At 61.2% G+C, this 25,513-nt stretch carries 18 protein-coding genes and 2 tRNA genes; 15 read left to right on the forward strand and 5 right to left on the reverse strand.

Going from position 1 to position 25,513, the window contains the following annotated elements; all coding sequences use genetic code 11:
- Positions 1–33: 33 nt before the first annotated feature.
- Positions 34–1,323, forward strand: a complete 1,290-nt coding sequence (locus HX790_RS15265) for an adenylosuccinate synthase (protein WP_017138458.1) — start codon at positions 34–36, stop codon at positions 1,321–1,323.
- 139 nt (positions 1,324–1,462) lie between these two features.
- Positions 1,463–3,397: a methyl-accepting chemotaxis protein gene (locus HX790_RS15270; RefSeq protein ID WP_017138457.1), complete on the forward strand. Its 1,935-nt coding sequence runs from the start codon at positions 1,463–1,465 to the stop codon at positions 3,395–3,397.
- 108 nt (positions 3,398–3,505) lie between these two features.
- Here the strand turns inward: HX790_RS15270 and HX790_RS15275 are convergent, their stop codons facing one another.
- The 4 genes from HX790_RS15275 to HX790_RS15290 form a co-directional block, all read right to left on the reverse strand.
- The gene (locus tag HX790_RS15275) at positions 3,506–5,059 is read right to left on the reverse strand and encodes an iron ABC transporter permease (RefSeq protein WP_099548096.1); all 1,554 of its coding nucleotides are present in this window, start codon (positions 5,057–5,059) and stop codon (positions 3,506–3,508) included.
- Positions 5,059–6,084 (reverse strand): extracellular solute-binding protein, encoded by a 1,026-nt coding sequence (locus HX790_RS15280; protein ID WP_017138455.1) that lies wholly within the window; start codon positions 6,082–6,084, stop codon positions 5,059–5,061. Before HX790_RS15280 ends, HX790_RS15275 begins: the two co-directional genes overlap by 1 nt.
- A gap of 144 nt (positions 6,085–6,228) precedes the next feature.
- Positions 6,229–6,315, reverse strand: a tRNA-Leu gene (locus HX790_RS15285).
- A gap of 153 nt (positions 6,316–6,468) precedes the next feature.
- Positions 6,469–6,555, reverse strand: a tRNA-Leu gene (locus tag HX790_RS15290).
- A 224-nt stretch (positions 6,556–6,779) separates the two neighbouring features.
- Here HX790_RS15290 and rnr point away from each other — a divergent pair.
- From rnr to HX790_RS15355, 13 genes are all read left to right on the forward strand, one after another.
- Entirely contained in the window at positions 6,780–9,416 is a 2,637-nt protein-coding gene (gene rnr / locus HX790_RS15295) for a ribonuclease R (RefSeq protein ID WP_017138454.1), read from the forward strand.
- Positions 9,413–10,168: a 23S rRNA (guanosine(2251)-2'-O)-methyltransferase RlmB gene (gene rlmB / locus HX790_RS15300; protein WP_017138453.1), complete on the forward strand. Its 756-nt coding sequence runs from the start codon at positions 9,413–9,415 to the stop codon at positions 10,166–10,168. Before rnr ends, rlmB begins: the two co-directional genes overlap by 4 nt.
- A 327-nt stretch (positions 10,169–10,495) precedes the next feature.
- Positions 10,496–10,918 (forward strand): 30S ribosomal protein S6, encoded by a 423-nt coding sequence (rpsF, locus tag HX790_RS15305; RefSeq protein WP_003217491.1) that lies wholly within the window; start codon positions 10,496–10,498, stop codon positions 10,916–10,918.
- Between the two features lie 28 nt (positions 10,919–10,946).
- The gene (rpsR, locus tag HX790_RS15310) at positions 10,947–11,177 is read left to right on the forward strand and encodes a 30S ribosomal protein S18 (protein WP_002551829.1); all 231 of its coding nucleotides are present in this window, start codon (positions 10,947–10,949) and stop codon (positions 11,175–11,177) included.
- A gap of 36 nt (positions 11,178–11,213) precedes the next feature.
- The gene (locus HX790_RS15315; RefSeq protein WP_017138452.1) at positions 11,214–12,107 is read left to right on the forward strand and encodes a hypothetical protein; all 894 of its coding nucleotides are present in this window, start codon (positions 11,214–11,216) and stop codon (positions 12,105–12,107) included.
- Between the two features lie 18 nt (positions 12,108–12,125).
- Positions 12,126–12,572 carry a 50S ribosomal protein L9 gene (gene rplI / locus HX790_RS15320; RefSeq protein ID WP_003171376.1) on the forward strand — a complete coding sequence of 149 codons (447 nt, stop codon included), beginning with the start codon at positions 12,126–12,128 and terminating at the stop codon, positions 12,570–12,572.
- 110 nt (positions 12,573–12,682) lie between these two features.
- Positions 12,683–14,080: a replicative DNA helicase gene (gene dnaB, locus HX790_RS15325; RefSeq protein ID WP_017138451.1), complete on the forward strand. Its 1,398-nt coding sequence runs from the start codon at positions 12,683–12,685 to the stop codon at positions 14,078–14,080.
- A 190-nt stretch (positions 14,081–14,270) separates the two neighbouring features.
- A complete protein-coding gene (locus HX790_RS15330) occupies positions 14,271–16,574 on the forward strand; it encodes a YgiQ family radical SAM protein (RefSeq protein WP_017138450.1) in 2,304 nt (767 codons plus the stop codon).
- Positions 16,575–16,735: 161 nt separating this feature from the next.
- Positions 16,736–17,668 carry an NAD synthetase gene (locus tag HX790_RS15335; RefSeq protein ID WP_099548100.1) on the forward strand — a complete coding sequence of 311 codons (933 nt, stop codon included), beginning with the start codon at positions 16,736–16,738 and terminating at the stop codon, positions 17,666–17,668.
- Positions 17,665–18,114 carry a hypothetical protein gene (locus tag HX790_RS15340; RefSeq protein ID WP_176991758.1) on the forward strand — a complete coding sequence of 150 codons (450 nt, stop codon included), beginning with the start codon at positions 17,665–17,667 and terminating at the stop codon, positions 18,112–18,114. The genes HX790_RS15335 and HX790_RS15340 overlap by 4 nt, the downstream gene beginning before the upstream one ends.
- Positions 18,115–18,301: 187 nt before the next feature.
- Complete coding sequence (locus HX790_RS15345; RefSeq protein ID WP_017138447.1) at positions 18,302–21,592, forward strand: transglutaminase family protein; 3,291 nt, start codon at positions 18,302–18,304, stop codon at positions 21,590–21,592.
- Between the two features lie 193 nt (positions 21,593–21,785).
- Positions 21,786–24,272: a circularly permuted type 2 ATP-grasp protein gene (locus HX790_RS15350; protein WP_017138446.1), complete on the forward strand. Its 2,487-nt coding sequence runs from the start codon at positions 21,786–21,788 to the stop codon at positions 24,270–24,272.
- A complete protein-coding gene (locus HX790_RS15355) occupies positions 24,272–25,162 on the forward strand; it encodes a transglutaminase family protein (protein WP_017138445.1) in 891 nt (296 codons plus the stop codon). The genes HX790_RS15350 and HX790_RS15355 overlap by 1 nt, the downstream gene beginning before the upstream one ends.
- Positions 25,163–25,208: 46 nt before the next feature.
- Here the strand turns inward: HX790_RS15355 and HX790_RS15360 are convergent, their stop codons facing one another.
- Positions 25,209–25,391 carry a hypothetical protein gene (locus tag HX790_RS15360; protein ID WP_017138444.1) on the reverse strand — a complete coding sequence of 61 codons (183 nt, stop codon included), beginning with the start codon at positions 25,389–25,391 and terminating at the stop codon, positions 25,209–25,211.
- Between the last annotated feature and the right edge of the window lie 122 nt (positions 25,392–25,513).

Raw genomic sequence — 25,513 nt, forward strand, 5'->3', positions numbered from 1 at the left:
GGCACCAAGTTTGCGCGAATGAGGACAAGTGTTATGGGTAAGAATGTCGTAGTCCTGGGCACCCAATGGGGTGATGAGGGCAAAGGCAAGATCGTTGATCTGCTGACCGAACATGCTGCCGCCGTAGTGCGCTACCAAGGTGGCCACAACGCTGGCCACACCCTGGTCATCGATGGCGAAAAAACCGTTTTGCACCTGATCCCGTCGGGCGTGCTGCGCGAAGGCGTGCAGTGCCTGATCGGCAACGGTGTTGTGGTTGCACCTGACGCCCTGCTGCGTGAGATCACCAAGCTGGAAGAGAAAGGCGTACCGGTGCGCGAGCGCCTGCGTATCAGCCCGTCCTGCCCGCTGATCCTGTCCTTCCACGTTGCGCTGGACCAGGCCCGTGAAAAGGCGCGTGGCGAGCTGAAGATCGGCACCACCGGTCGCGGCATTGGCCCGGCGTACGAAGACAAGGTTGCACGTCGTGGCCTGCGTGTGGGCGACCTGCTCAACATGCCGCGCTTTGAAGACAAGCTGCGTGAGCTGGTGGATTACCACAACTTCATGCTGGTGGGTTACTACAAAGAGCCGGCCATCGAGTTCGAAAAGACTCTGGCTGAGTGCAAGGAATACGCTGAGCTGCTCAAGCCGCTGATGCTGGACGTGACCGCCGAGCTGCACGACCTGCGTCGCGCCGGCAAAGACATCATGTTCGAAGGCGCCCAGGGTTCGTTGCTGGACATCGATCACGGCACCTATCCGTACGTGACCAGCTCCAACACCACCGCGGGTGGCGTTGCGACCGGTTCGGGCGTTGGCCCGATGTTTCTGGACTACATCCTGGGCATCACCAAGGCTTACACCACGCGCGTGGGTTCGGGCCCGTTCCCGACTGAGCTGTTCGACGCAGTCGGCGCGCACCTGGCCAAGCAAGGTCACGAGTTCGGTGCTACCACTGGCCGCGCCCGTCGTTGCGGCTGGTTCGACGCCGTTATCCTGCGCCGCGCTATCGATGTGAACAGCATCTCGGGCATCTGCCTGACCAAGCTGGACGTTCTCGACGGCCTGGAAACCATCAACATCTGCATCGGCTACAAAGATGCCGAAGGCAAGGATGTTGCACCGACCGACGCTGACAGCTACGTAGGCCTGCAGCCTGTGTACGAAGAAGTGCCGGGCTGGACCGAATCGACCGTGGGCGCCAAAACCCTGGAAGAACTGCCGGCCAATGCTCGTGCCTACATCAAGCGTGTTGAAGAGCTGATCGGCGCGCCGATCGACATTATTTCGACAGGCCCGGACCGCAACGAGACCATCGTTCTGCGTCACCCGTTCGCTTAATAAGCTGTTGATGTAAAAAGCAAAGGGCTCCTTCGGGAGCCCTTTTTTGTGGCCGGCTGGCAATCGGCACGACCCTTGCTACGGTTCTTTCTTTCGCGGTGCTATCAAATTAATGGCACCCGTGGTGGAGGGATTTACCGTGTCTGCCGTTCTCTCATTGTTACAAAGCCGGCTGTTGCGGCCGGTGTTCGTTACCCTAGGTATCGCTCTTTTGGTGCAAGTGCTGGTGGCCGTTGCCCTGACGCGAAGCACCGTGACGGCGTTGGAAGCGGATTTAAGCAGCCGCCTGGGTGCCGACAGCCAGAAACTGTCTGGCGAGCTGGCGCAAGCCGGCAAGGAAGTCACCTCGAGCCTGGACAGCTTGTCTTCGAGCACGCGCCAGCGCCTGACCGCAGGGCTTTCCACGCGCCTGCAAGAGGAGCAGAAGCAACTGCGTGCGACCCTGGAAAAAGACCTGCAGGACTCGGCCAATGACATGGCCCAACTGCTGGCGTCGGTGGCGCCCCGCGCCATGTGGGACAGCGACGTGCCGACATTGTCGGAGTTCGCCCGGCGCGCCCAGCGTAATCCCAACGTGTTGTTCGTGGTGTATGACGACGCCGCTGGCGAGCACCTGACCCGTTACCTCAATCGCGAAAACCCGATCAACCAGGCACTGCTCGACAAGGGCAAGGGCGACCGAGCCTTGGATAAGGTCCTGGATGCGGCTAAAAACGACCCTTCGGTGTTCTACGTCGAGGCGTCCATCAGCCCCAACGGCACGGAGATCGGCAAAGTCCGCATGGGCGTCTCGACCAAAGCCGTAGAGGCCGACCTGGCGGCGCTGGACAAGCGTTTTGCCGCACTGATCGCGAGCAGTGATCAGTTGGTCGGTGACAGCCTCAAAGGCGCCGCCGCCGACAGCGCAGCGGCCATGGGCGCGCGCCTGCAATCGGCGCAAGCCACTGCCACCCAGATGACCGCCAACACCAGCAGCGCCGTACAGGACGCTGCGGGAGCGTTGCGCTGGCGCATCGGCCTGGGGCTCGCCCTTGTCGGGTTTGGCGTATTGCTGCTGATCGCCATCGTGCTGGGGCGCCGTGTGGTCAATCGGCTGAAGTTGTTGATTGCCGCCATGGACGACCTGGCGGCGGGCGAGGGCGACCTCACCAAGCGTGTGCAGATCAATAGCAAGGACGAAATCGGCGACATGGCCTCGGCGGTCAATCGCTTTGTGGATAAGTTGCAGCCAATCGTGCGTGAGGCCGGCGATGTGGCACAGCGCACCGGCGTCGAAATCGGCGCCATGACCTTGCGCAATGCCGGGGCTGACAAGGCGGCCGGTTTGCAGCGCGACGAAGTTGCCGAAAGCTTGCGCGCTCTGTCGCAAATGGCCGATGAGGCCCAGGCCGAAAGCCATGCAATGCAGGCAGCGTTGCAGCAGGTGGTGGGTATTCGCCAGGCCACGGACGAAAACTCACGGACCTCGGCTGAGGTCGGCAGCCTGATCGAAGCGCTGGCGGGGCAAGTGCAGGCCGGTTCCCAGGTGATCGAGCGGTTGGCGCAGCAAAGCGAGCAGATCGAAGTGGTGTTGACGGTGATTCACGGGATTGCCGAGCAGACCAACCTGCTGGCCCTGAATGCGGCGATTGAAGCGGCGCGTGCCGGTGAGACCGGGCGAGGTTTTGCGGTGGTGGCGGACGAAGTGCGGGCGCTGGCGAGTAAAACCCAAAGCTCCACTGGGGATATCCAGGCGCATATCGTGGCGTTGCAGCAGGGCGCACGGGAAGCGGTGGAAACCATCGGCAAGGCCGGGCGCCAGGCGAATGAAGGGTTGTTGGTGCTGCGCGACAGTGTGCGCTTGCAACAGTCGGTGCAGGCTTCGGTGGAGCAAGTGCATGCGGCGATTGGCCTGGCGACGCGTGCGGCCGAGCACCAGGCCCAGGGCGCGCATGCGGTGCGTGGCCGGGTCGAGGTGATCCACGCCCAGGCCGAGCGGGCCGCGCAGGCGGTGGTGGAAACCACGGCCAGTGGCAAGGTGCTGGATGGGTTGGCGGCGCAGTTGAAGGCGAGCTTGGGGCAGTTTCGGGCTTAGCGTCGTCTGCGCCGGCCTCATCGCAGGCAAGCCAGCTCCCACATTTGACCGAGTTCCAGCGTTGGAATGCAATCGAATGTGGGAGCTGGCTTGCCTGCGATAGCGGTCTCAGCGGCTCAAATACATCCGCGTCGTCAGCAGATACACCGGCAACCCCGACACCAGAATCAACAGCGCCGCATACGGCGCCGCCGCCGCAAACTCAACATTCGAGGTATGCGCCCACACGGCAGTCGCCAGGGTATTCAGCCCCGTTGGGCTGAGCAGCAAAGTCGCCGTCAGCTCCTTCATCGCATCCAGAAACACCAACGCGAACGCCGCCCCCAAGGCCGGGAAAATAATCGGCAAGGTCACCCGGCAAAACGCGCTGAACGACGAGGAGCCCAGCGTGCGTGCCGCCTCTTCCAATTGCGGCGCAGCTTTGTTCAGTGCGGTTCGAATCGGCGCCTGAGCGAGCGGCAAAAACAACAGCGCATAAGCAATCAGCAGCAGCGCCGAGGTCTGATACAGCGCCGGCACATAGTGCAGGGCGAAATACACCAGTGTCAGCGCAATCACCAACCCTGGCAGGGCATGCAGCAGATAAGGCAGGCGCTCAGCCCAAATCGCCAACTGGCCTTTGTAGCGCACCACCAGCAGCCCCACCGGTACAGCTAATACCAGGCAAAGTGCAGCGCCGCCCAACGACAGTGCCAGAGAGGACAGCAGCGCCTCACCAATTTCGGCCACCGGGAATGCCGCCGATGAGCCCACTGCCAGCCAGTAAGCGAGCATCCCCAGCGGAATGCCGCTGCCAATGATCGCCAGCGCCAGGCAGTACAGCTGGCCCACGGTCGACCATTTGCCCAGCTTGACCTGTTCAGCATGCCGCGCCGCGCCCTGGCCGATGCGCACATGCCGGCCTTTGCCGCGCACCCGCAGCTCCAGCCACAGCAGCGTCAGGCACATCACCAGCAGCACCGCCGAGAGCATCGCGGCATTGGCGTTGCTGAATTCCAGTTCGAACTGTTGGTAGATCGCGGTGGTAAAGGTTTGCAGGCCGATGATCGACAGCGCGCCGAATTCCACCAGCATATGCAGCGCGATCAGCAGGGCTCCGGCCAGCAGCGAGGGCCAGAGCAACGGCAGTGTAATTCGGAAAAAAACGCCCCAGCGATTCAGTCCCAGCGTGCGGGCCGACTCTTCAAGGGATGGATCAAGATTGCGCAATGTCGCCGCCACCGGCAGAAACACCAGTGGGTACTTGGACAGGGTCATCACCAGTATTGCCCCGCCAAGCCCTTCGAAGTTGGCGCTCAGCGAGACCCAGGTAAAGCTGCTGACAAAGGCCGGTACCGCAAACGGCAGGCACAGGATTACTCCCCAGATGCGTCGCCCCGGCAGGTTGCTGCGCTCCAGTAGCCACGCCAGTGACAGGCCGATCACGCCGCAAGCCACCGTCACCCCAACCATCAAAGCCAAGGTGTTGCGCAACAGCCCGAACACATACGGCCGCCACAGCAGGTGCACCGCCTCCGCCCAGCCGGCCTGCCAGGCCTTGGTCCCGACATATACCAGCGGCAGCAGGCTCAGGCCAACCAGAAACAGCACGGGTAACAACAACCAGATCGACGGGCGTTTGCGCCGGGGGGTGAACACCCCGGCGGGTAGCGATGGGTTCATCAGTTCAAGCCAACGTCACGTTCCAGGTCCAGGGCTTCTTCGGCGTTGCCGAGGTCTGCCGGGGTGACTTTCGGCGGTTGCAGCTCGCTGAACGGCTTGAGGCCGCGATTGGATTGCATGCCCTTGCGCAGCGGGTATTCGGCCGAGGTATTGGTGATGACGCGCTGGCCTTCTTCACTGGCCATGAATGCCAGGAGTTGCTGGGCTTCTTTGGGGTGCTTGCTGGATTTGAGCGCCGCCGCCGAGGACACGGTGATCAGGCCGCCCACATCGCCATCGGTGAAGTAATGCAGCTGAGAATCCAGGTTGGTTTTTTCTTTCTTCAGGGCGAACCAGTAGTAGTTGTTCACCAGCACGGTGGCCACTTCGCCGTTTTCCACGGCCTTGAGCGCGACCATATTGTTGCTGTACACCTTGCCGAAGGCGCGCAGGCCGGTCAGCCATTCTTCAGCAGCTTCGCGACCGTGCAGCTTGATAATCGCCACGGCCTGCTCCTGAAATGCGCCACTGGTGGGCACGAAGCCGACTTTGCCTTGCCACTCGGGGCCAGCGAAATCGAGTACCGATTTGGGCAGGTCTTTTTCGGCGATCAGTTTGGGGTTAAAGGCCACGACGCGGGTACGAGCGGTCACGCCCATCCAGTCACCGTTGCTGCCGACGTAATCCTTGGGCAATACGTCCAGCGTGCTCGCATCAATCTTGGCCAGCAGGCCTTGCTCGCCGAGTTTGTTCAGCGGCGGCGATTCTTCTGTGTAGATCACATCGGCAGGGGAGCGCGCGCCTTCTTCCACGACCTGGCTGGCGAGCTGGTTGCTGCTGCCTTTGCGCACGTTGACGTGAATGCCGGTCTTGGCTTCGAAGGCCTTGGCGAGTTCATCGCCGACTTCTTTGTGCTGGCCGTTGTACAGGGTCAGGGACACCTTGTCGGCGGAGTAGGCGGTGGGCGAGAGCAGCGTCAAGCCAAGCAGGGTGAGGGTCAGGCCACGCAGAAGGGATGTCTTGAGACGGTTATCGCGGATCATCATCCGAAGTGTTCCTCGCTTGTATGCAACAAATCATTGCAAGGATAAACGATAAAACTTCTCAAGTGCGGATGAGGGGAGAATCCTTGGGGAAGTTTTCAAACCCCGGAAACGAAAAAACCCGCTTTCGCGGGTTTGATCTGAATTTGGTGCCCAGGAGAAGACTCGAACTTCCACGACCTTGCGATCACCAGCACCTGAAGCTGGCGTGTCTACCAATTTCACCACCTGGGCATTATCAACAACGCTTGCGCTGTTGATGGAGCGAACTATACGGAGCGCTTTTTAATCTGTAAACCCCTGATATCAAAAATATAATTCAATATTCTTGTTAAAAATCAGAGGCCTGAAACGAAAAAACCCGCTTTCGCGGGTTTAATCTGAATTTGGTGCCCAGGAGAAGACTCGAACTTCCACGACCTTGCGATCACCAGCACCTGAAGCTGGCGTGTCTACCAATTTCACCACCTGGGCAGCATCAACAACGTTGCCGTCGTCGATGGCGCGCACTATACGGAGGCGATTTTGAGCTGTAAAGCCCTGCGATGAAAAAAGCCCGGAAAATTTCGCCAATGGTCATTCAAGGCGCTTTCCGAGGGCTGCAAAGGCCTTTTAAACGCTTGTTGACACCTGAAATTTCCCGTTTCAATACGCGTATGCCAAACTAACCCGCATATAGACAAGGTGAAAACTCTCTAATGGCCGATTGGCAGTCCCTCGATCCCGAGGCCGCTCGTGAAGCGGAAAAATATGAAAACCCTATTCCTAGCCGCGAACTGATCCTGGCGCATCTCGCCGATCGTGGTTCGCCTGCTAGCCGCGAGCAGTTGGTTGAAGAGTTCGGTCTGACCACCGAAGACCAGCTCGAAGCCCTGCGCCGCCGTTTGCGTGCCATGGAGCGCGATGCTCAACTGATCTACACCCGTCGTGGCACCTATGCGCCTGTGGATAAGCTCGACTTGATCCTGGGCCGCATCGCCGGCCATCGGGATGGCTTCGGCTTCCTGATCCCGGATGACGGCAGCGACGACCTGTTCATGAGCCCGGCGCAAATGCGCCTGGTATTCGACGGCGACCGTGCCCTGGCCCGCGTTTCCGGCCTGGACCGTCGTGGTCGCCGTGAAGGCGTGATCGTCGAAGTGGTGTCCCGTGCCCACGAGTCCATCGTTGGCCGTTACTTCGAAGAAGGCGGCATCGGCTTTGTAGTGCCGGATAACCCGAAGGTCCAGCAGGAAGTGCTGATCACCCCGGGTCGCAATGGTGCCGCCAAGGTCGGCCAGTTCGTCGAGGTGAAAATCACCCACTGGCCAACCGCGCGCTTCCAGCCACAGGGCGATATTGTTGAAGTGGTCGGCAACTACATGGCGCCGGGCATGGAAATCGACGTTGCGCTGCGCACCTACGATATTCCTCACGTCTGGCCGGAGGCTGTGCTCAAGGAAGCCGCCAAGCTCAAGCCGGAAGTGGAAGAGAAAGACAAGGAAAAACGCATCGACCTGCGCCATCTGCCGTTCGTCACCATCGACGGCGAAGATGCCCGCGACTTCGACGATGCGGTCTATTGCGAAGCCAAGCCTGGCAAGCTGCGCCTGTTCTCCGGCGGCTGGAAGTTGTTCGTCGCGATTGCCGACGTCTCCAGCTATGTGAAGATCGGTTCGGCCCTGGATAACGAAGCCCAGGTGCGCGGCAACTCCGTGTATTTCCCTGAGCGCGTGATCCCGATGCTGCCTGAGCAGCTGTCCAACGGCCTGTGCTCCCTGAACCCGAAAGTCGACCGTTTGGCCATGGTGTGCGAGATGACCATCTCCAAAACCGGCGAAATGACCGACTACCAGTTCTACGAAGCGGTGATCCACTCCCAGGCGCGCCTGACCTACAACAAGGTCAGCACCATCCTGGAAGCGCCGAAGACCAGCGAAGCCAAGGCCCTGCGTGGCGAATATGCCGACGTAGTGCCGCACCTCAAGCAGCTTTACGCGCTGTACAAGGTGTTGCTGGGCGCACGTCATGTGCGTGGCGCAATCGACTTTGAAACCCAGGAAACCCGGATTGTCTTCGGTTCTGAGCGCAAGATCGCGGCCATTACGCCGACCACGCGTAACGATGCGCACAAGCTGATCGAGGAGTGCATGCTGGCGGCCAACGTGGCCACCGCAGAGTTCCTCAAAAAGCACGAAATTCCTGCCCTGTACCGTGTTCACGACGGCCCGCCGCCGGAGCGTTTGGAAAAACTGCGCGCTTTCCTCGGTGAGCTCGGCCTGTCCCTGCACAAAGGCAAGGACGGCCCGACGCCGAAGGATTACCAGGCGCTGCTGGCCAGCATCAAGGACCGTCCGGATTACCACGTGATCCAGACCGTGATGCTGCGCTCGCTGAGCCAGGCGGTGTACAGCGCTGATAACCAAGGCCACTTCGGCCTGAATTACGAGGCGTACACCCACTTCACTTCGCCGATTCGTCGTTACCCGGACCTGCTCACGCACCGGGCGATCCGCAGCGTGATCCACTCCAAGCAGAACACCCCGCACGTCAAGCGCGCCGGCGCCATGACCATTCCGAAGGCACGGATCTATCCGTACGACGAAGCGGCTCTGGAACAGCTGGGCGAGCAGTGCTCCATGAGCGAGCGCCGCGCCGACGAAGCCACCCGCGACGTAGTGAACTGGCTCAAGTGCGAGTTCATGAAAGACCGCGTGGGCGAGTCGTTCCCTGGTGTGATCACTGCCGTGACGGGTTTTGGCCTGTTCGTCGAGCTGACCGACATTTACGTCGAAGGCTTGGTGCACGTCACTGCGCTGCCGGGCGATTACTACCACTTCGACCCTGTGCATCACCGCCTGGCGGGCGAGCGCACCGGTCGCAGCTTCCGTTTGGGCGACACCGTGGAAGTGCAGGTCATGCGCGTCGACCTCGACGAGCGCAAGATCGACTTCGGCATGCCCGACAAGCCGACCGAAACACCGACTGGCCGTAAAAAGCGTGGCAGCGAACCGACTGCGCCCGCCAGCAAAGGCAAGGGCGCGCCTGCGAAAGCAGCGGCCACCGAGCCTGCGCCAGCCAAGGCTGCTCGTCGTTCGTCCACCAAGGAGAAGGCCCCGGAGGCCTACCGCCCGAGCGATGCAGCGGCGAAAAACGCTGAAGTGCGCAAGAGCCGTGAGTTGAAGCAGCAGTTGCTCAACGAAGCCAAAAGCGGTGGTAAAGCGGCGTCTGGGGGAAAGTCCCACGGGGCGGAAAAGCCGTCGAGCAAACCGAGTAAACACCGTAAAGGCCCGCCTAAAGCGGGTTCGGCCCCCGCGAAAAGCGGCGGGTCGCGCAAACCTAAGGCCAAGTCATGAGTCTGGAAAAAATCTACGGCGTGCACGCCGTAGAAGCACTGCTGCGTCATCACCCTAAACGCGTCAAGCAGGTGTGGTTGGCCGAAGGCCGCAGCGAGCCGCGTGTACAAGCGCTGGTCGAGCTGGCTACGCAAAACAAGGTTGCCATCGGCCAGGCCGAGCGCCGTGAAATGGACGTGTGGGTTGAGGGCGTTCACCAAGGCGTGGTTGCGGACGTAAGCCCGAGCCAGGTCTGGGGCGAAGCGATGCTCGACGAGCTGCTCGACCGTACCGAAGGCGCACCGCTGTTGCTGGTGCTGGACGGCGTGACCGACCCGCACAACCTCGGCGCTTGCCTGCGTTCGGCCGATGCTGCCGGTGCGCTGGCGGTGATCGTGCCTAAGGACAAGTCGGCAACCCTGACGCCGGTCGTGCGTAAAGTCGCGTGCGGTGCGGCGGAAGTGATTCCACTGGTGGCCGTGACCAACCTGGCGCGTACCCTGGAGAAACTCCAGCAGCGCGGCCTTTGGATCGTGGGCACTGCAGGCGAGGCCGAGGTCAGCATTTATGACCAGGACCTCACCGGTCCGACCATCCTGATCATGGGTGCCGAAGGCAAAGGCATGCGTCGCCTGACCCGCGAGCACTGCGATTACCTGGTGAAATTGCCGATGGCCGGTAGCGTCAGCAGCCTCAACGTGTCGGTTGCCACCGGCGTGTGCCTGTTCGAGGCCCAGCGTCAGCGCGGTGCCAAGGCCAAGAGCAAGAAGTAACCCGATCAAAAATGTGCGGCCGGGCTTGTGTGGGAGCTGGCTTGCCTGCGATAGCATCACCTCTGTATCACTGATACACCGAGGTGCCTGCATCGCAGGCAAGCCAGCTCCCACAGAATTTCAGCTCCCGCAGTCGTTTCAGGGTGTTTGGAAGATTGTTCAAATAATCACCAATCACCTTGCGCCGTTTCTCCCCCTTCTCTACAATTGCGCCCCTTGCCTTCCTGGCAGGCACCTATGTGCCTCCCTGCGGCAAGATCCATAAGTGTCATTCACTCCTTGTCTGACCGTTTTTGAGCGGCAGGCTACAACCCGTAAGGAGCATTCATGCGTCATTACGAAATCATCTTTTTGGTCCACCCGGATCAAAGCGAGCAAGTCGGCGGCATGGTTGAGCGTTACACCAAGCTGATCGAAGAAGACGGCGGCAAAATCCACCGTCTGGAAGATTGGGGCCGTCGTCAACTGGCCTACGCAATCAACAATGTTCACAAGGCTCACTACGTGATGCTGAACGTTGAGTGCACTGGCAAGGCCCTGGCCGAGCTGGAAGACAACTTCCGCTACAACGATGCAGTGATCCGTAACCTGGTCATCCGTCGCGAAGAAGCCGTTACCGGCCAATCCGAGATGCTCAAGGCTGAAGAAAACCGCAGTGAGCGCCGTGAGCGTCGCGACCGTCCTGAGCACGAAGGCGCTGAAAGCGCTGATAGTGATGACAGCGACAACAGCGATAACGCTGACGAGTAATCCACGGACCTTTTAAGGAGCCTATCAAATGGCACGTTTCTTCCGTCGTCGTAAATTCTGCCGCTTCACCGCTGAAGACGTGAAAGAGATCGATTACAAAGATCTCAACACTCTGAAAGCCTACGTATCCGAGACCGGCAAAATCGTTCCAAGCCGTATCACCGGTACCAAAGCACGTTATCAGCGTCAGCTGGCCACCGCTATCAAGCGCGCCCGCTTCCTGGCCCTGCTGGCCTACACCGACAGCCACGGCCGCTGAGACCGGGCAGTCGACAAGTAGTAAGGGATTGAATGCATGCGCGCCTTAGCTGAGTTCATCATGCGCGGTCGCGTGCAGGCCACTCTGGTAGTGGCCGGATGTGCGGCATTGCCGCTGCTTTATTGGTTGGGTGCTGCTGCAGGTTGCCTTGTGCTCCTGCGGCGCGGTTTGAAGGACGCCCTTGGCGTTCTTGCCCTGGGATTGTTGCCGGCCTTGATCTGGTGGCTTCAATTCGGTGATCCACGGGTACTTCTGGTACTGCTGGGGTCATCGAGCCTTGCGTTGGTTTTACGCGCAAGTGAGTCCTGGGTCCGCACGCTGCTGGTCAGCGTGGCATTGGGGTTGGTGTACTCAGTGATGCTTGGCGCGGCTTTCCGCCCGCAAATCGAAGCGCTGTCGCAAGAGATCATCAAGATCCTGCCGATGGCCCTCGGGGATCTCTACCAGCAATTGTCGGTAGATGAGCGAGCGCGGTTTGCGTCACTGATTGCCCCGGTCCTGACCGGCCTGATTGCGGCATTGTTGCAGGTCGTCAGCGTGCTGAGCCTGATTGTTGGGCGTTATTGGCAAGCGTTGTTGTACAACCCGGGTGGTTTTGGTCGCGAATTTCGCAGTATCAGAATCCCAGCGGGGCCGGCGATGTTGCTGCTGGCGTGCATGGTTGTCGGGCCGAACTTCGGCCCACAGATGGCCTTGCTGGCGCCGATTTGCAGTGTACCGCTGGTGTTTGCCGGGCTGGCCCTGATTCACGGGCTGGTTGCGCGAAAGCGCCTGGCCAAGTTCTGGCTGGTGGGGTTGTACGTCACGATGTTGCTGTTTATGCAGCTGATCTATCCGTTACTCGTGGTTTTGGCCATTGTCGACGGCCTGATTGATTTTCGCGGTCGTCTGGCGTCGAAAGACGCCGATAACGCGAACGGTGAAGGTTAAAAGTTAGAGGATTTTCACATGCAACTGATCCTTCTGGAAAAAGTCGCCAACCTGGGCAACCTGGGCGACAAAGTGAACGTTAAGGCCGGCTACGGTCGTAACTACCTGCTGCCATACGGCAAAGCCACCGCTGCAACCGCTGCCAACCTGGCTGCGTTTGAAGAGCGTCGTGCTGAGCTGGAAAAAGCCGCAGCAGACAAAAAAGCTTCGGCCGAAACTCGCGCTGCCCAACTGGCTGAGCTGGAAGTGACTATCACTGCCACCGCCGGTGACGAAGGCAAGCTGTTCGGTTCGATCGGCACCCACGACATCGCTGATGCACTGACCGCCTCCGGCGTTGAAGTGCAGAAGAGCGAAGTTCGTCTGCCGAACGGCACCATCCGCAACGTAGGCGAATTCGACGTAGCCGTGCACCTGCACGCTGAAGTTGAAGCCACCGTACGCGTTGTAGTGGTAGCAGCTTAAGCAACACCTAACTGACTGGCACCTCGCGTGCCAGGCGGTTAACATCGGGCACGATCCTGTTTACAGGTCGTGCCTTTTGTTTTTCTACACACCCCTAATTCCAAGTGGCCATGAACGATATTTCAGCTCCTGAGCAATACGATCTGCAAACCGCTGCCCTGAAGGTGCCGCCGCATTCCATCGAGGCCGAACAGGCCGTGCTCGGTGGCTTGATGCTGGATAACAACGCCTGGGAACGCGTGCTGGATCAAGTCTCGGACGGTGATTTCTATCGCCATGACCACCGCCTGATCTTCCGCGCCATTGCCAAGCTGGCCGACCAGAACTCGCCGATCGACGTGGTGACCCTGGCCGAACAGCTGGACAAGGAAGGCCAGACCTCCCAAGTCGGCGGTCTGGGCTACCTGGGTGAGCTGGCGAAAAACACGCCATCCGTCGCCAACATCAAGGCGTATGCGCAGATCGTTCGCGAGCGCGCCACGCTGCGCCAATTGATCGGTATCAGCACCGAAATCGCCGACAGCGCCTTTAACCCCGAAGGCCGCACCGCCGCCGAGATCCTCGACGAAGCTGAGCGCCAGATCTTCCAGATCGCCGAAGCGCGGCCGAAAACCGGCGGCCCAGTCAGCGTCAACGACCTGTTGACCAAGGCCATCGACCGCATCGACACCTTGTTCAACACCGACAACGCCATCACGGGTATTTCCACCGGCTACACCGACCTCGACGAGAAGACCAGCGGCCTGCAGCCGTCTGACTTGATCATCGTCGCCGGCCGTCCATCCATGGGTAAAACCACCTTTGCGATGAACCTGGTGGAAAACGCCGTGCTGCGCAGCGACAAAGCCGTACTGGTTTACTCGCTGGAGATGCCAGGTGAATCGCTGATCATGCGTATGCTTTCCTCGCTCGGCCGTATTGACCAGACCAAGGTGCGAGCCGGTCGCCTGGAAGACGACGATTGGCCGCGCCTGACGTCGGCGGTCAACTTGCTTAACGACCGCAAGCTGTTTATCGATGACACCGCCGGTATCAGCCCATCAGAGATGCGTGCACGTACTCGCCGGCTGGTGCGTGAGCACGGCGACATCGCCCTGATCATGATCGACTACCTGCAGCTGATGCAGATTCCAGGCTCCAGCGGTGACAACCGCACCAACGAGATTTCCGAAATCTCCCGGTCGCTCAAAGCCCTGGCCAAGGAATTCAACTGCCCGGTGGTGGCGCTGTCCCAGCTCAACCGTTCCCTTGAGCAACGCCCGAACAAGCGCCCGGTGAACTCCGACTTGCGGGAATCCGGAGCGATCGAGCAGGATGCTGACGTGATCATGTTCGTGTACCGCGACGAGGTGTATCACCCCGAGACGGAGCACAAAGGCATTGCCGAGATCATCATCGGCAAGCAGCGGAACGGGCCAATCGGCTTTATCCGCCTGGCGTTTATCGGTAAGTACACGCGCTTCGAGAACCTGGCGCCGGGCAGCTATAACTTCGACGATGACGAGTAAGTTTCAGCGCCTGTAAGGGCCTCATCGCAGGCAAGCCAGCTCCCACACTCGAACGGTGAATACCTTCAAATGTGGGAGCTGGCTTGCCTGCGATTGCATCAGCACAATTCCGACCATTACCGTCGGAATTGGTCAAAATTTGTGCTATATTCCGCGCCCGCGATTTTTCATCTCAACACCGGTCACCGTCATGCAAACAGCCAAGCCGTTATTTGACTATCCCAAGTACTGGGCCGAATGTTTCGGCCCTGCGCCATTCCTGCCGATGAGCAGGGAGGAGATGGATCAGCTTGGCTGGGATTCCTGCGACATCATCATCGTCACCGGTGATGCGTATGTGGATCACCCATCGTTCGGCATGGCGATCATCGGCCGGCTGCTGGAGTCCCAGGGCTTTCGCGTCGGGATCATTGCGCAGCCGAACTGGCAGTCCAAAGACGACTTCATGAAGCTCGGCGAGCCGAACCTGTTCTTCGGCGTCGCGGCCGGCAACATGGACTCGATGATCAACCGTTACACCGCTGACAAGAAAATCCGTTCCGACGACGCCTACACCCCAGGCGGCATGGCCGGCAAACGCCCGGACCGCGCCAGCCTGGTGTACAGCCAGCGTTGCAAGGAAGCCTACAAGAACGTGCCGATCGTACTTGGCGGCATCGAAGCGTCCCTGCGCCGCATCGCCCACTACGATTACTGGCAGGACCGTGTGCGCAACTCGATCCTGATCGATGCCTGCGCCGACATCCTGCTGTACGGCAACGCCGAGCGGGCCATCGTCGAAGTTGCCCAGCGCCTGTCGTGGGGCCACAAGATCGAAGACATCACCGACGTGCGCGGCACCGCGTTCATTCGCCGTGACACGCCTGAAGGCTGGTACGAGGTGGACTCCACGCGTATCGACCGTCCGGGCAAGATCGACAAGATCATCAACCCGTATGTGAATACCCAGGACACCCAGGCCTGCGCCATTGAGCAGGAAAAAGGCCCGGTTGAAGACCCGGAAGAAGCCAAGGTCGTACAAATTCTTGCCAGCCCGCGCATGACCCGTGACAAGACGGTCATTCGTCTGCCGTCCATGGAAAAAGTCCGTGGCGACTCGGTCCTGTACGCCCACGCCAACCGCGTGCTGCACCTGGAAACCAACCCAGGCAACGCCCGCGCTTTGGTGCAGAAGCATGGCGAAGTGGACGTGTGGTTCAACCCGCCGCCCATCCCTATGACCACCGAAGAAATGGACTACGTGTTCGGCATGCCTTACGCCCGCGTCCCGCACCCGGTGTACGGCAAGGAAAAGATCCCGGCCTACGACATGATCCGTTTCTCGGTGAACATCATGCGTGGCTGCTTCGGTGGCTGTACTTTCTGCTCGATCACCGAGCACGAAGGCCGCATCATCCAGAACCGTTCCGAAGAGTCGATCATTCGCGAGATCGAAGAGATCCGCGACAAAGTGCCAGGCTTTACCGGCGTGATCTCCGACCTCGGCGGCCCGACCGCGAACATGTACCGCATCGCCTGCAAGAGCCCGGAAATCGAATCCGCGTGCCGCAAGCCGTCATGCGTGTTCCCGGGCATCTGCCCGAACCTGAACACCGATCACTCCTCGTTGATTCAGCTGTATCGCAGCGCCCGTGCGTTGCCGGGTGTGAAGAAGATTCTGATTGCTTCCGGCCTGCGCTACGACCTTGCGGTCGAGTCGCCGGAATACGTCAAGGAACTGGTTACCCACCACGTCGGTGGCTACTTGAAGATCGCCCCGGAACACACCGAGGAAGGTCCGCTCAACCAGATGATGAAACCGGGCATTGGCAGCTATGACAAGTTCAAGCGCATGTTCGAGAAGTACACCAAGGAAGCGGGCAAGGAGCAGTACCTGATCCCGTACTTCATCGCCGCCCACCCCGGCACCACCGATGAAGACATGATGAACCTGGCCCTGTGGCTCAAGGGCAATGGCTTCCGTGCCGACCAGGTACAGGCGTTCTACCCGTCGCCGATGGCCACCGCCACCGCCATGTACCACTCGGGCAAGAACCCGCTGCGCAAGGTCACCTACAAGAGCGACGCGGTCACCATCGTCAAGAGCGAGGAACAGCGCCGTCTGCACAAGGCCTTCCTGCGCTACCACGACCCGAAAGGCTGGCCGATGCTGCGTGAAGCACTGACGCGCATGGGCCGCGCCGACCTGATCGGGCCGGGCAAGGATCAGTTGATCCCGCTGCACCAGCCGTCCACCGACAGCTACCAGAGCGCCCGTCGCAAGAACTCGACGCCGGCTGGCAGCCATAAGGTTGCGAAGGAAACCACCACCAGGATCCTCACCCAGCACACCGGCCTGCCACCGCGCGGCAGTGATGGCAGCAACCCGTGGGACAAGCGTGAGCAAGCCAAGGCGGCAGCCCAGGCGCGTAACAAGCAGGCGGCTAAAGAACGCAGTGATGCGGCGAAGGGCAAGGGCGGCAAGCCTGCGCGCAAGCCGGTCGTGCCGCGCTGATCGCAACCTGAATATGCAAAACGCCAGCCTCGTGCTGGCGTTTTGCTTTCTATTCGCTGGCGTGCCTGTTTGTTAAGGTGGCGCCCATTAGATCGCCATCGCAGGCAAGCCAGCTCCCACAAAGCCGGCCCGGCCACCCTCATATTCAAGGAAGAACACCCATGAGCAACCCCCTGCTCTCCATCGGCATGGACTCCAACCGCTCCCAATTCATGGCGCGCCAGCGCATCGAAAGCCAGATCAACCTGCCACGGTTGTTCGCCGCCATCGATGCCGACCCCGGCATTGTCGGCGCCGGTGTGGTGTACATCGACGCCGACTTCAATGTGATCACCCTGCGCGAATTCAAGCCCCTCTGCAGCATTAAGCCCAAGCGCATCATTTTGCGCGAAGCACAGAAGTACATTTCGCCCGCGCAATTTGTGGAGCAGGTCAAGACCGACCCACGGGAAGAACGCCTCAGAAAAGAGGCGTTTGATATGGGCTTGTCGTGCACCGCCGCGATTATCGGTTGGATCGTGGTGTTCAGCGGCAGCGTCGCCGTGCCTTTTACGGCGGGCGCCAGCGCGTTCGTGGTGGGCATTGGCGTGACGGCGGCGCTGGCCAGCAGTGCGCAATGCGGGTTTGGCGTGGCGCGTACCTACAACGAGATACTCGACCCTGACGCTAACGACCGGATGGATGACGCCGAATGGTTCGGCGCTGTTTCAACCATCCTTGATACGGCTTCCCTGGTGGGGATCGGCACCGGCGCGCTGACCACGGTGAAGCTGCTCAGGGCCAAAAAGGCTGCCGCTCTGGGCAAGAGTTGGTATGAATTGCTCAAGGGTTTAAATCGCCAGGAACGCAAGAAACTGACCAAAGAGCTGCTAAGCCTGCGCGACCCCAGCCTGACGCCCAAGTTGCTCAAGTTGCAGCAGCGTGCAGGCAAACTGACCAAGAGCTTCAGCTCCACGGAAATTCGGCATGCCACCCTGACCCAGATGAAAGACGCATTGGGCGGCATCCTCGGTATCGTGGGCAGCTACCGCAGCGGTAGCGTGGGCACCGCCACCACCCTTGCAATCGGCTTGTACGAGGACCTCACCGAATGAAAGGTTTCCCCGACATGGGCAGTTTCCTCGCGCGCTATTTCCCGGTGTTCATGGGCACGATCTTCATGGCGATCTTTTCCGGCGCGTCTGCTGTATCCCTCGCCGGCGTGACGTATTTGCGGGGTGTCGATGCGTCGCTTAAATCCGACTACTCAGGCCTGGCGATTTTGCTGCTGGTGGCGGTGCTGGTCTTTGCCAACGTGATGGTTGCGCGTGGCCGCCCATGGGCCACCGGCCTGGTGGCGGGTTACCTGGGTTGCTGCCTGCTGTTCGTGCTGCCGATGATCCAGTACCCCATTCCCAAACTGGTCTACGGCTCGGCTGTGCTCTTTCCGCTGTTGGGGTTGCTCCTGCTTAACAGCAAGCGCCACCGCGAAATGCGCCAAAAGCTGCTCGAAGTCCGCCACCTTCGCGAAGCCACGATCGCTCGCCACAAAACGCGCTGACTGGGTAGATTCACCACCCGGCCTCACACGCACGCCACAAATATGTGCAAGCCTTGCACCACGGCACCCACGTTGGCGCCGTTTTGGTGCTGTACTGCACCGGATCTTACGATAAAGCGCAATGACGGCCGCTCTGGCATAAGTCTTGCGCGCTTTGTGTTCATGCCCTGGCTCGCAGGAGGCCGCCGTGTCGATTCATGTCGCGTTGCACCACGTTACGCATTACCGCTATGACCGCGCTGTCGAACTCGGCCCACAGATCGTGCGCTTGCGCCCGGCTGCCCATAGCCGCACGCGGATCTTGTCTTACGCGCTCAAAGTGCTGCCCGAGCAGCACTTCATCAATTGGCAGCAAGACCCGCAGGGCAATTACCTGGCGCGCCTGGTATTCCCGGAAAAGACCGATGAGTTGCGCATTGAGGTCGACCTCGTCGCCGAGATGGCGGTATTCAACCCGTTCGATTTTTTCCTCGAGCCCTACGCCGAAAAAATCCCCTTCAGCTACGCCGCCGATGAGCAGCGCGAGCTGGCGCCGTACCTGGAAACCTTGCCGCTGACGCCAAAGTTTGCCGCCTATCTGGCCGGCATCGACCGCACGCCGCTGCCGGCTGTGGATTTTCTGGTCGGGCTCAATCAGCGCCTGGCGGCCGACATCGGCTATTTGATCCGCATGGAGCCGGGCGTACAAACCCCGGAATTCACCTTGGGCGCCGCTTCCGGCTCCTGCCGCGATTCGGCGTGGCTGCTGGTGCAACTACTGCGCAACCTGGGGCTGGCGGCGCGGTTTGTGTCGGGCTACTTGATCCAGCTCACCGCCGACGTCAAAGCCCTCGATGGCCCGTCCGGCACCGAAGTCGACTTCACCGACCTGCACGCCTGGTGCGAGGTGTATTTGCCCGGCGCGGGCTGGATCGGCCTGGACGCCACCTCCGGGCTGTTCGCCGGTGAAGGGCATATCCCATTGGCCTGTAGCCCTGATCCTTCGTCCGCTGCGCCAATCAGCGGGCTGGTGGAACCCTGCGAGTGCGAATTTACCCACGAGATGTCGGTGGAGCGCATTTGGGAAGCGCCGCGCGTCACCAAGCCCTACACCGAAGAGCAATGGCTGGCGATCCAGGCGTTGGGCCGGCAGATCGACGCCGACCTGCTCAAGGACGATGTACGCCTGACCATGGGCGGCGAACCGACCTTTGTCTCCATCGACGACCCCGACGGCGCCGAGTGGAACACCGCGGCGCTGGGGCCGGACAAGCGTCGCCTGTCCGCCGAGCTGTTCCAGCGCATGCGCACACACTACGCGCCCAAAGGCCTGGTGCATTTCGGCCAGGGCAAGTGGTACCCCGGCGAGCAACTGCCACGCTGGTCGCTCAATTGCTACTGGCGCCGCGACGGCGTGCCGATCTGGCACAACAGCGCGCTGATCGCCGATGAACAACAGGACTACGGCGCCGATGACGTGATGGCCGGGCGCTTCCTGGCCAGTGTCGCCGAGCGCCTTAAACTGCCGGCACGCTTTGTGTTCCCAGCTTTCGAAGACAACTTCTACTACCTGTGGCGCGAAGGTGCGCTGCCGCAAAACGTCACCGCCCAGGACCCGCGCCTGAGTGATGACCTGGAGCGCGAGCGCCTGCGCAAAGTGTTCAGCCAGGGCCTGGATAAAGTCATCGGCCAAGTGCTGCCGCTGGCGCGCACGGCGGCCAATGACCGCTGGCAGAGTGGGCGCTGGTACCTGCGTGATAACCACTGCCGACTGGTACCGGGTGACTCGCCGCTGGGCTACCGCCTGCCGTTGGCCTCGCAGCCATGGGTGACGGCGGCTGAGTATCCATTTGTGCACCCCACCGACCCGAATCAGGATCAGCCGGAGCTGCCGACCACCGCCCAACTGCAAAGCCACGCCACGCCTGCGCCGAGCGACGAGCGCGTGCCCAAGGTCGACGAATCCGCCGATTGGCTGACTCGCACCGCCTTGTGTGCCGAAGCACGGGAAGGGCGTTTGTACCTGTTTATGCCGCCGCTGGAACGCGTCGAGGATTACCTGGAGTTGGTGGCCGCTATTGAAGCCACCGCCGAAGAACTGCATTGCCCGGTGTTGCTGGAAGGTTACGAGCCGCCGTTCGATACGCGCTTGAGCAACTTCCGGGTCACGCCGGACCCGGGTGTGATCGAGGTCAATGTGCAGCCGTCCGCCACTTGGGATGAGCTGGTAGAACGCACCGAGTTCCTCTACGAAGAGGCGCGGCAAACCCGCCTGACCACCGAAAAGTTCATGATCGACGGGCGCCACACCGGCACCGGCGGTGGTAACCACTTTGTGCTGGGCGGCGCTACGCCGAAAGACTCACCGTTCCTGCGCCGCCCGGATTTGCTGCGCAGCCTGATCAGCTACTGGCATAACCATCCGTCCTTGTCGTACCTGTTTTCCGGGCTGTTTATCGGCCCGACCTCCCAGGCGCCACGGGTGGATGAAGCGCGTAACGACGCGCTGTATGAGCTGGAAATCGCCTTCGCACAAATGCCCGAGCCTGGCGAAGAATGCCCGCCATGGTTGGTCGACCGGCTGTTGCGCAACCTGCTGATCGACGTGACCGGCAACACCCACCGCGCCGAATTCTGCATCGACAAACTCTACTCGCCCGATGGCGCCACTGGCCGCCTGGGTCTGTTGGAACTGCGTGCGTTTGAAATGCCGCCCCATGCGCGCATGAGCCTCACCCAGCAATTGCTGCTGCGGGCCTTGGTCGCGCGCTTCTGGCGTGAGCCGTATGCACCAGCAAAACTGGCGCGCTGGGGCACGGAGCTGCACGATCGCTTTTTGCTGCCGCACTTTATCGAGCAGGATTTTGCCGACGTGATCGTCGAGCTGAATGCTGCTGGTTACCCGCTGCGCGCCGAATGGTTTGCCGCGCACCTGGCGTTTCGTTTCCCCAAGGTCGGCGACTACGCCGTCAGCGGTATCGAACTGGAGTTGCGCCAGGCGTTGGAGCCTTGGCACGTGCTGGGCGAAGAAGGCGCCGTCGGTGGCACGGTGCGTTACGTGGACTCATCCCTGGAACGCTTGCAGGTGAAGTTGAGCGGCTTGGCGCCGCAACGCTACCTGCTGACCTGCAACGGCATCCCGGTGCCGTTGCAGCCGACCGGGCGTATCGGCGAGTTCGTCGCTGGCGTGCGTTATCGCGCCTGGCAACCGGCCAACTGTTTGCAACCGACCATCGCGGTGCATGCGCCGTTGGTGTTCGACTTGCTCGATACCTGGATGCAACGCTCGCTGGGCGGCTGCCAGTACCACGTCGCGCATCCGGGTGGGCGCAATTACGACAGCTTGCCGGTGAATGCCAATGAGGCGGAGAGCCGGCGCATGGCGCGGTTTTTCCGCCTCGGCCACAGCCCAGGCAAATTGCCTGTGCCGCCCTTGGTGATTAACGATGAACTACCAATGACCCTGGATTTGCGGCGTTTCCCCAATAAAAATGACTAAACCACAATCCAAATGTGGGATGGCTTTTGTGGCGAGGGAGCTTGCTCCCGTTGGGGTGCGAAGCGCCCCCAAAGCAGGCGACTGCTACACAGTCGACCGGGAGCAAGCTCCCTCGCCACAACAAGCCAGCTCCCACACTTGATTGCAGTGAATTTGATTTAAACTGACTTCCCTTGCCTCTGCCGAGCGTTCCATGCCCGACTTGCTCGACCGTTACCCGCTCACTGCGGGCACCTATCACGAACTGCTCGACGACAGTGGCGCGGTGCGTGCCCATTGGCAGCGCCTGCTCGATCACCTGCAACGCAGTACGCCCGTGCAACTGGCCCAGCGCCAGGCGTTGCTGACCCGGCAGATCCAGGAAAACGGCGTGACCTACAACGTCTACGCCGACCCCAAGGGCGCCGATCGCCCGTGGGAGCTGGATTTACTGCCCCATGTGCTGGCCGCCGATGAGTGGCAGCATCTGTCGGCCGGTATCGCCCAGCGTGCGCGCTTGCTCAATGCCGTGCTGGCCGACCTGTACGGCCCGCAGCGCCTGATCAAAGAAGGCCTGTTGCCGGCGGAGCTGGTGTTTGGGCACAACAACTTCCTGTGGCCGTGCCAGGGCATTCAGCCACCGGACGGCGCGTTTCTGCACCTGTATGCCGTGGACCTGGCGCGCACCCCGGATGGCCGTTGGTGGGTCACCGCCGACCGTACCCAGGCGCCATCGGGCGCAGGTTACGCGCTGGAAAACCGCACCATCGTGTCCCGTGCATTCCCGGATCTGTACCGCGATTTGCAGGTTCAACACCTCACCGGTTTCTTCCGCACGCTCCAGGAAACCCTGGCCCGCCAGGCGCCCGGTGACGACCAGCCACCGCTGATCGTGCTGCTCACGCCGGGGCGTTTCAACGAAAGCTATTTCGAACACCTCTACCTGGCGCGCCAGCTCGGCTACCCATTGGTAGAAGGCGGCGACCTCACGGTGCGCGACAGCACGGTGTTCCTCAAAACCCTCAGCGGCCTGCGCCGGGTGCACGCGATCATGCGGCGCCTGGACGACGATTTCTGCGACCCGCTGGAGCTGCGCACCGACTCGGCGCTGGGCGTGCCCGGCCTGCTGGATGCGGTGCGCCAGGGCAATGTGCTGGTGGCCAATGCCTTGGGCAGCGGCGTGCTGGAGTCGCCCGGTTTGCTCGGCTTTCTGCCGAAGATCAACGAGTTTTTGTTTGGTGAAGAACTGATCCTGCCGTCCATCGCCACCTGGTGGTGCGGCGAGGCGCCGGTGCTGGCCGAAGCCTTGGAAAAGCTGCCGGAATTGCTGATCAAACCAGCGTTTCCTTCGCAAAGCTTCGCGCCGGTATTCGGCCGCGATTTGAACGAAGAGCAACGCCTGGCCCTGGCCGAGCGCATGCGTGCGCGGCCTTATGCCTATGTGGCCCAGGAGCTGGCGCAATTGTCCCAGGCGCCGGTATGGCACACCGTCGACGACCATCTGCAACACCGTGCCATCGGCATGCGCGTGTACGCGGTGGCCAGCGCTGACGGCTACCGTGTACTGCCCGGCGGCCTGACTCGCGTGGCGGCCGAGGCGGATGCCGAAGTGGTGTCGATGCAGCGTGGTGGCGCGAGCAAAGACACGTGGGTGCTCGGCGATCGCGCTGTCGGCGGCGAGCATTGGCGCGCGCAACGGGCGATTGGCGTACATGATCTGGTGCGGCGCGACCCTTATCTGCCGTCGCGCGTGGTGGAAAACCTGTTCTGGTTTGGCCGTTACTGCGAACGCTGTGATGACAGCGCGCGCTGGCTGCGCATTGTGCTGGCACGCTATGTCGATGGCGACGACCCGCAAGCCTTGCAGGCCGCTGTCGAGCTGGGCGAGACCCTGCGCTTGTTGCCGGAGGAGGGCGAACTGCCCGAGCGCCTGCTTGCCGCTTTGCTCGGCGATGACTGGCCGTCGAGCCTGCGCGCCAACCTGCAACGCTTGCAGTGGGCGGCGTCCCAGGTGCGTGGCAAGTTGTCCCGCGAGAACTGGCAAGCGCTAGTGGAGTTGCAGCGCGAAGCCCTGGAGTTGGAAAGCGAGGCCCCGGATTTTGGCGAGTTGCTGGATTTCCTCAACCGCCTGGTGATGTCCCTGGCGGCGCTGTCCGGGTTTGCCCTGGATGACATGACCCGTGATGAAGGCTGGCGCTTTTTGATGATGGGCCGGCGTATTGAGCGCCTGCAATTTCTCAGCAGCAGCCTCGCCGCGTTCCTGCGTGGCGTGGCGGTGTTTGATCAGGCCGGGCTGGAATGGCTGCTGGAGCTGGGCAATAGCAGCATCACCTATCGCTCGCGTTACCTGGCCGTGCCGCAACTGATCCCGGTGCTCGACTTGTTGCTGCTCGATGAACAGAACCCGCATGCGGTGCTGTTCCAGTTGAAGCTGGTCAGCCGCACTCTGCGGCGTCTCAATGACGACTTTGGCGTGCCACGGGAAACCGGCCTGGCGCCGTTGGTGGAGCGCCTGTCACGTTTCGACCTGGGTTGCCTGGAGAACCCGCTGTTCGGCGAATCCAGCGTACGTGCCGCGTTGGACGGCCTGGCGGACCTGCTGCAAGCGGTCGCCGATGAGAGCGGGCAAGTGTCGGATCGCCTGGCGTTGCGCCACTTTGCCCATGTGGATGATGTCAGCCAGCAAACGGTGTCGGTGTGATGAGTGCGCGCTACCAGATTTTTCACGATACCCATTACCACTACGACAGCCCGGTGTCCCTGGCCCAGCAGTTGGCGCACCTGTGGCCGCGGCCGTGCGCGTGGCAGCGCTGCAGTTCCCAGCAATTGGATATCAGCCCGCAGCCGTCGTCGCGTCGTGATGAGCTGGACGTGTTCGGCAACCCGATCACCCGGCTGGCGTTCGAACGGCCCCATGATGAATTGCTGGTCAATGCCGGGCTGACCGTGGAAGTGCTGGCGCGGCCGGCGCTGGATTTCCAGCAGTCACCGCCTTGGGACCAGACGCGCGACAGCCTGACCTACAGCAGCCAAGTACTGTCGCCGGAGATGCTCGAAGCCTGCCGTTATCGCTTCGAATCGCCCTACGTGCACCTGAAGAACACCTTCGTCGAGTTCTCCGAAAGCTGCTTCCCGCCAGGCGTGCCGTTGCTGCTGGGCGTGCAGGCCTTGATGCAGAAGATCTTCAGCGAATTCACCTTCGATGCCGAAGCCACCCAGGTCGCCACGCCCTTGGTGGAAGTGCTGGAGCGCCGACGCGGCGTGTGCCAGGACTTCGCTCACCTGATGCTCGCGTGCCTGCGCTCGCGGGGCCTGGCCGCGCGTTATATCAGCGGCTACCTGCTGACCCAGCCACCGCCCGGCCAGCCACGGCTGATCGGCGCTGATGCCTCCCACGCGTGGGTCTCGGTGTTTTGCCCGGTGGCAGGCTGGGTGGATTTTGATCCGACGAATAATGTGCAGCCGGCACTGGAGCACATCACTCTGGCCTGGGGCCGTGATTTCTCGGATGTGTCGCCGTTGCGTGGGGTGATTCTGGGAGGAGGGAACCATGACCCGGAGGTTCGGGTGACGGTGATGCCGCTGGAGTAACAGTGGGTTGGGGTGAGCAGGGAGGGCCTGCTCACCTCAACAAAATTTATTCAGCCGGGTCTTTCGGTGTCTCGGTGTCATCAGCAGCCACTTCACCTTCAGCATCCGGGTTCAGTGCGCCTGCTTCTTCATCGGCAGCGGCTTTCTTGCGTTGCAGCTTTTCCTCTTTCTTCTGCTCCTTGGCCAAGTCTCTCTGACGTTTGGCGAAGGAGTAATTAGGTTTGGCCATGGGCGATCCTCTAGGGTCGAAGGTGAGGGTGGGCGGCGCGCAGCTGCCTTGGGTCGCTATGGTAGCAGCTTAGCAGCGCGATTGGCCTTCACTTACCGCAGGCATACGCGGCCAAGAGGCCG

Origin of the sequence: Pseudomonas sp. IPO3747 (assembly GCF_013385245.1) — a bacterium.
Classification (GTDB): domain Bacteria; phylum Pseudomonadota; class Gammaproteobacteria; order Pseudomonadales; family Pseudomonadaceae; genus Aquipseudomonas; species Aquipseudomonas edaphica.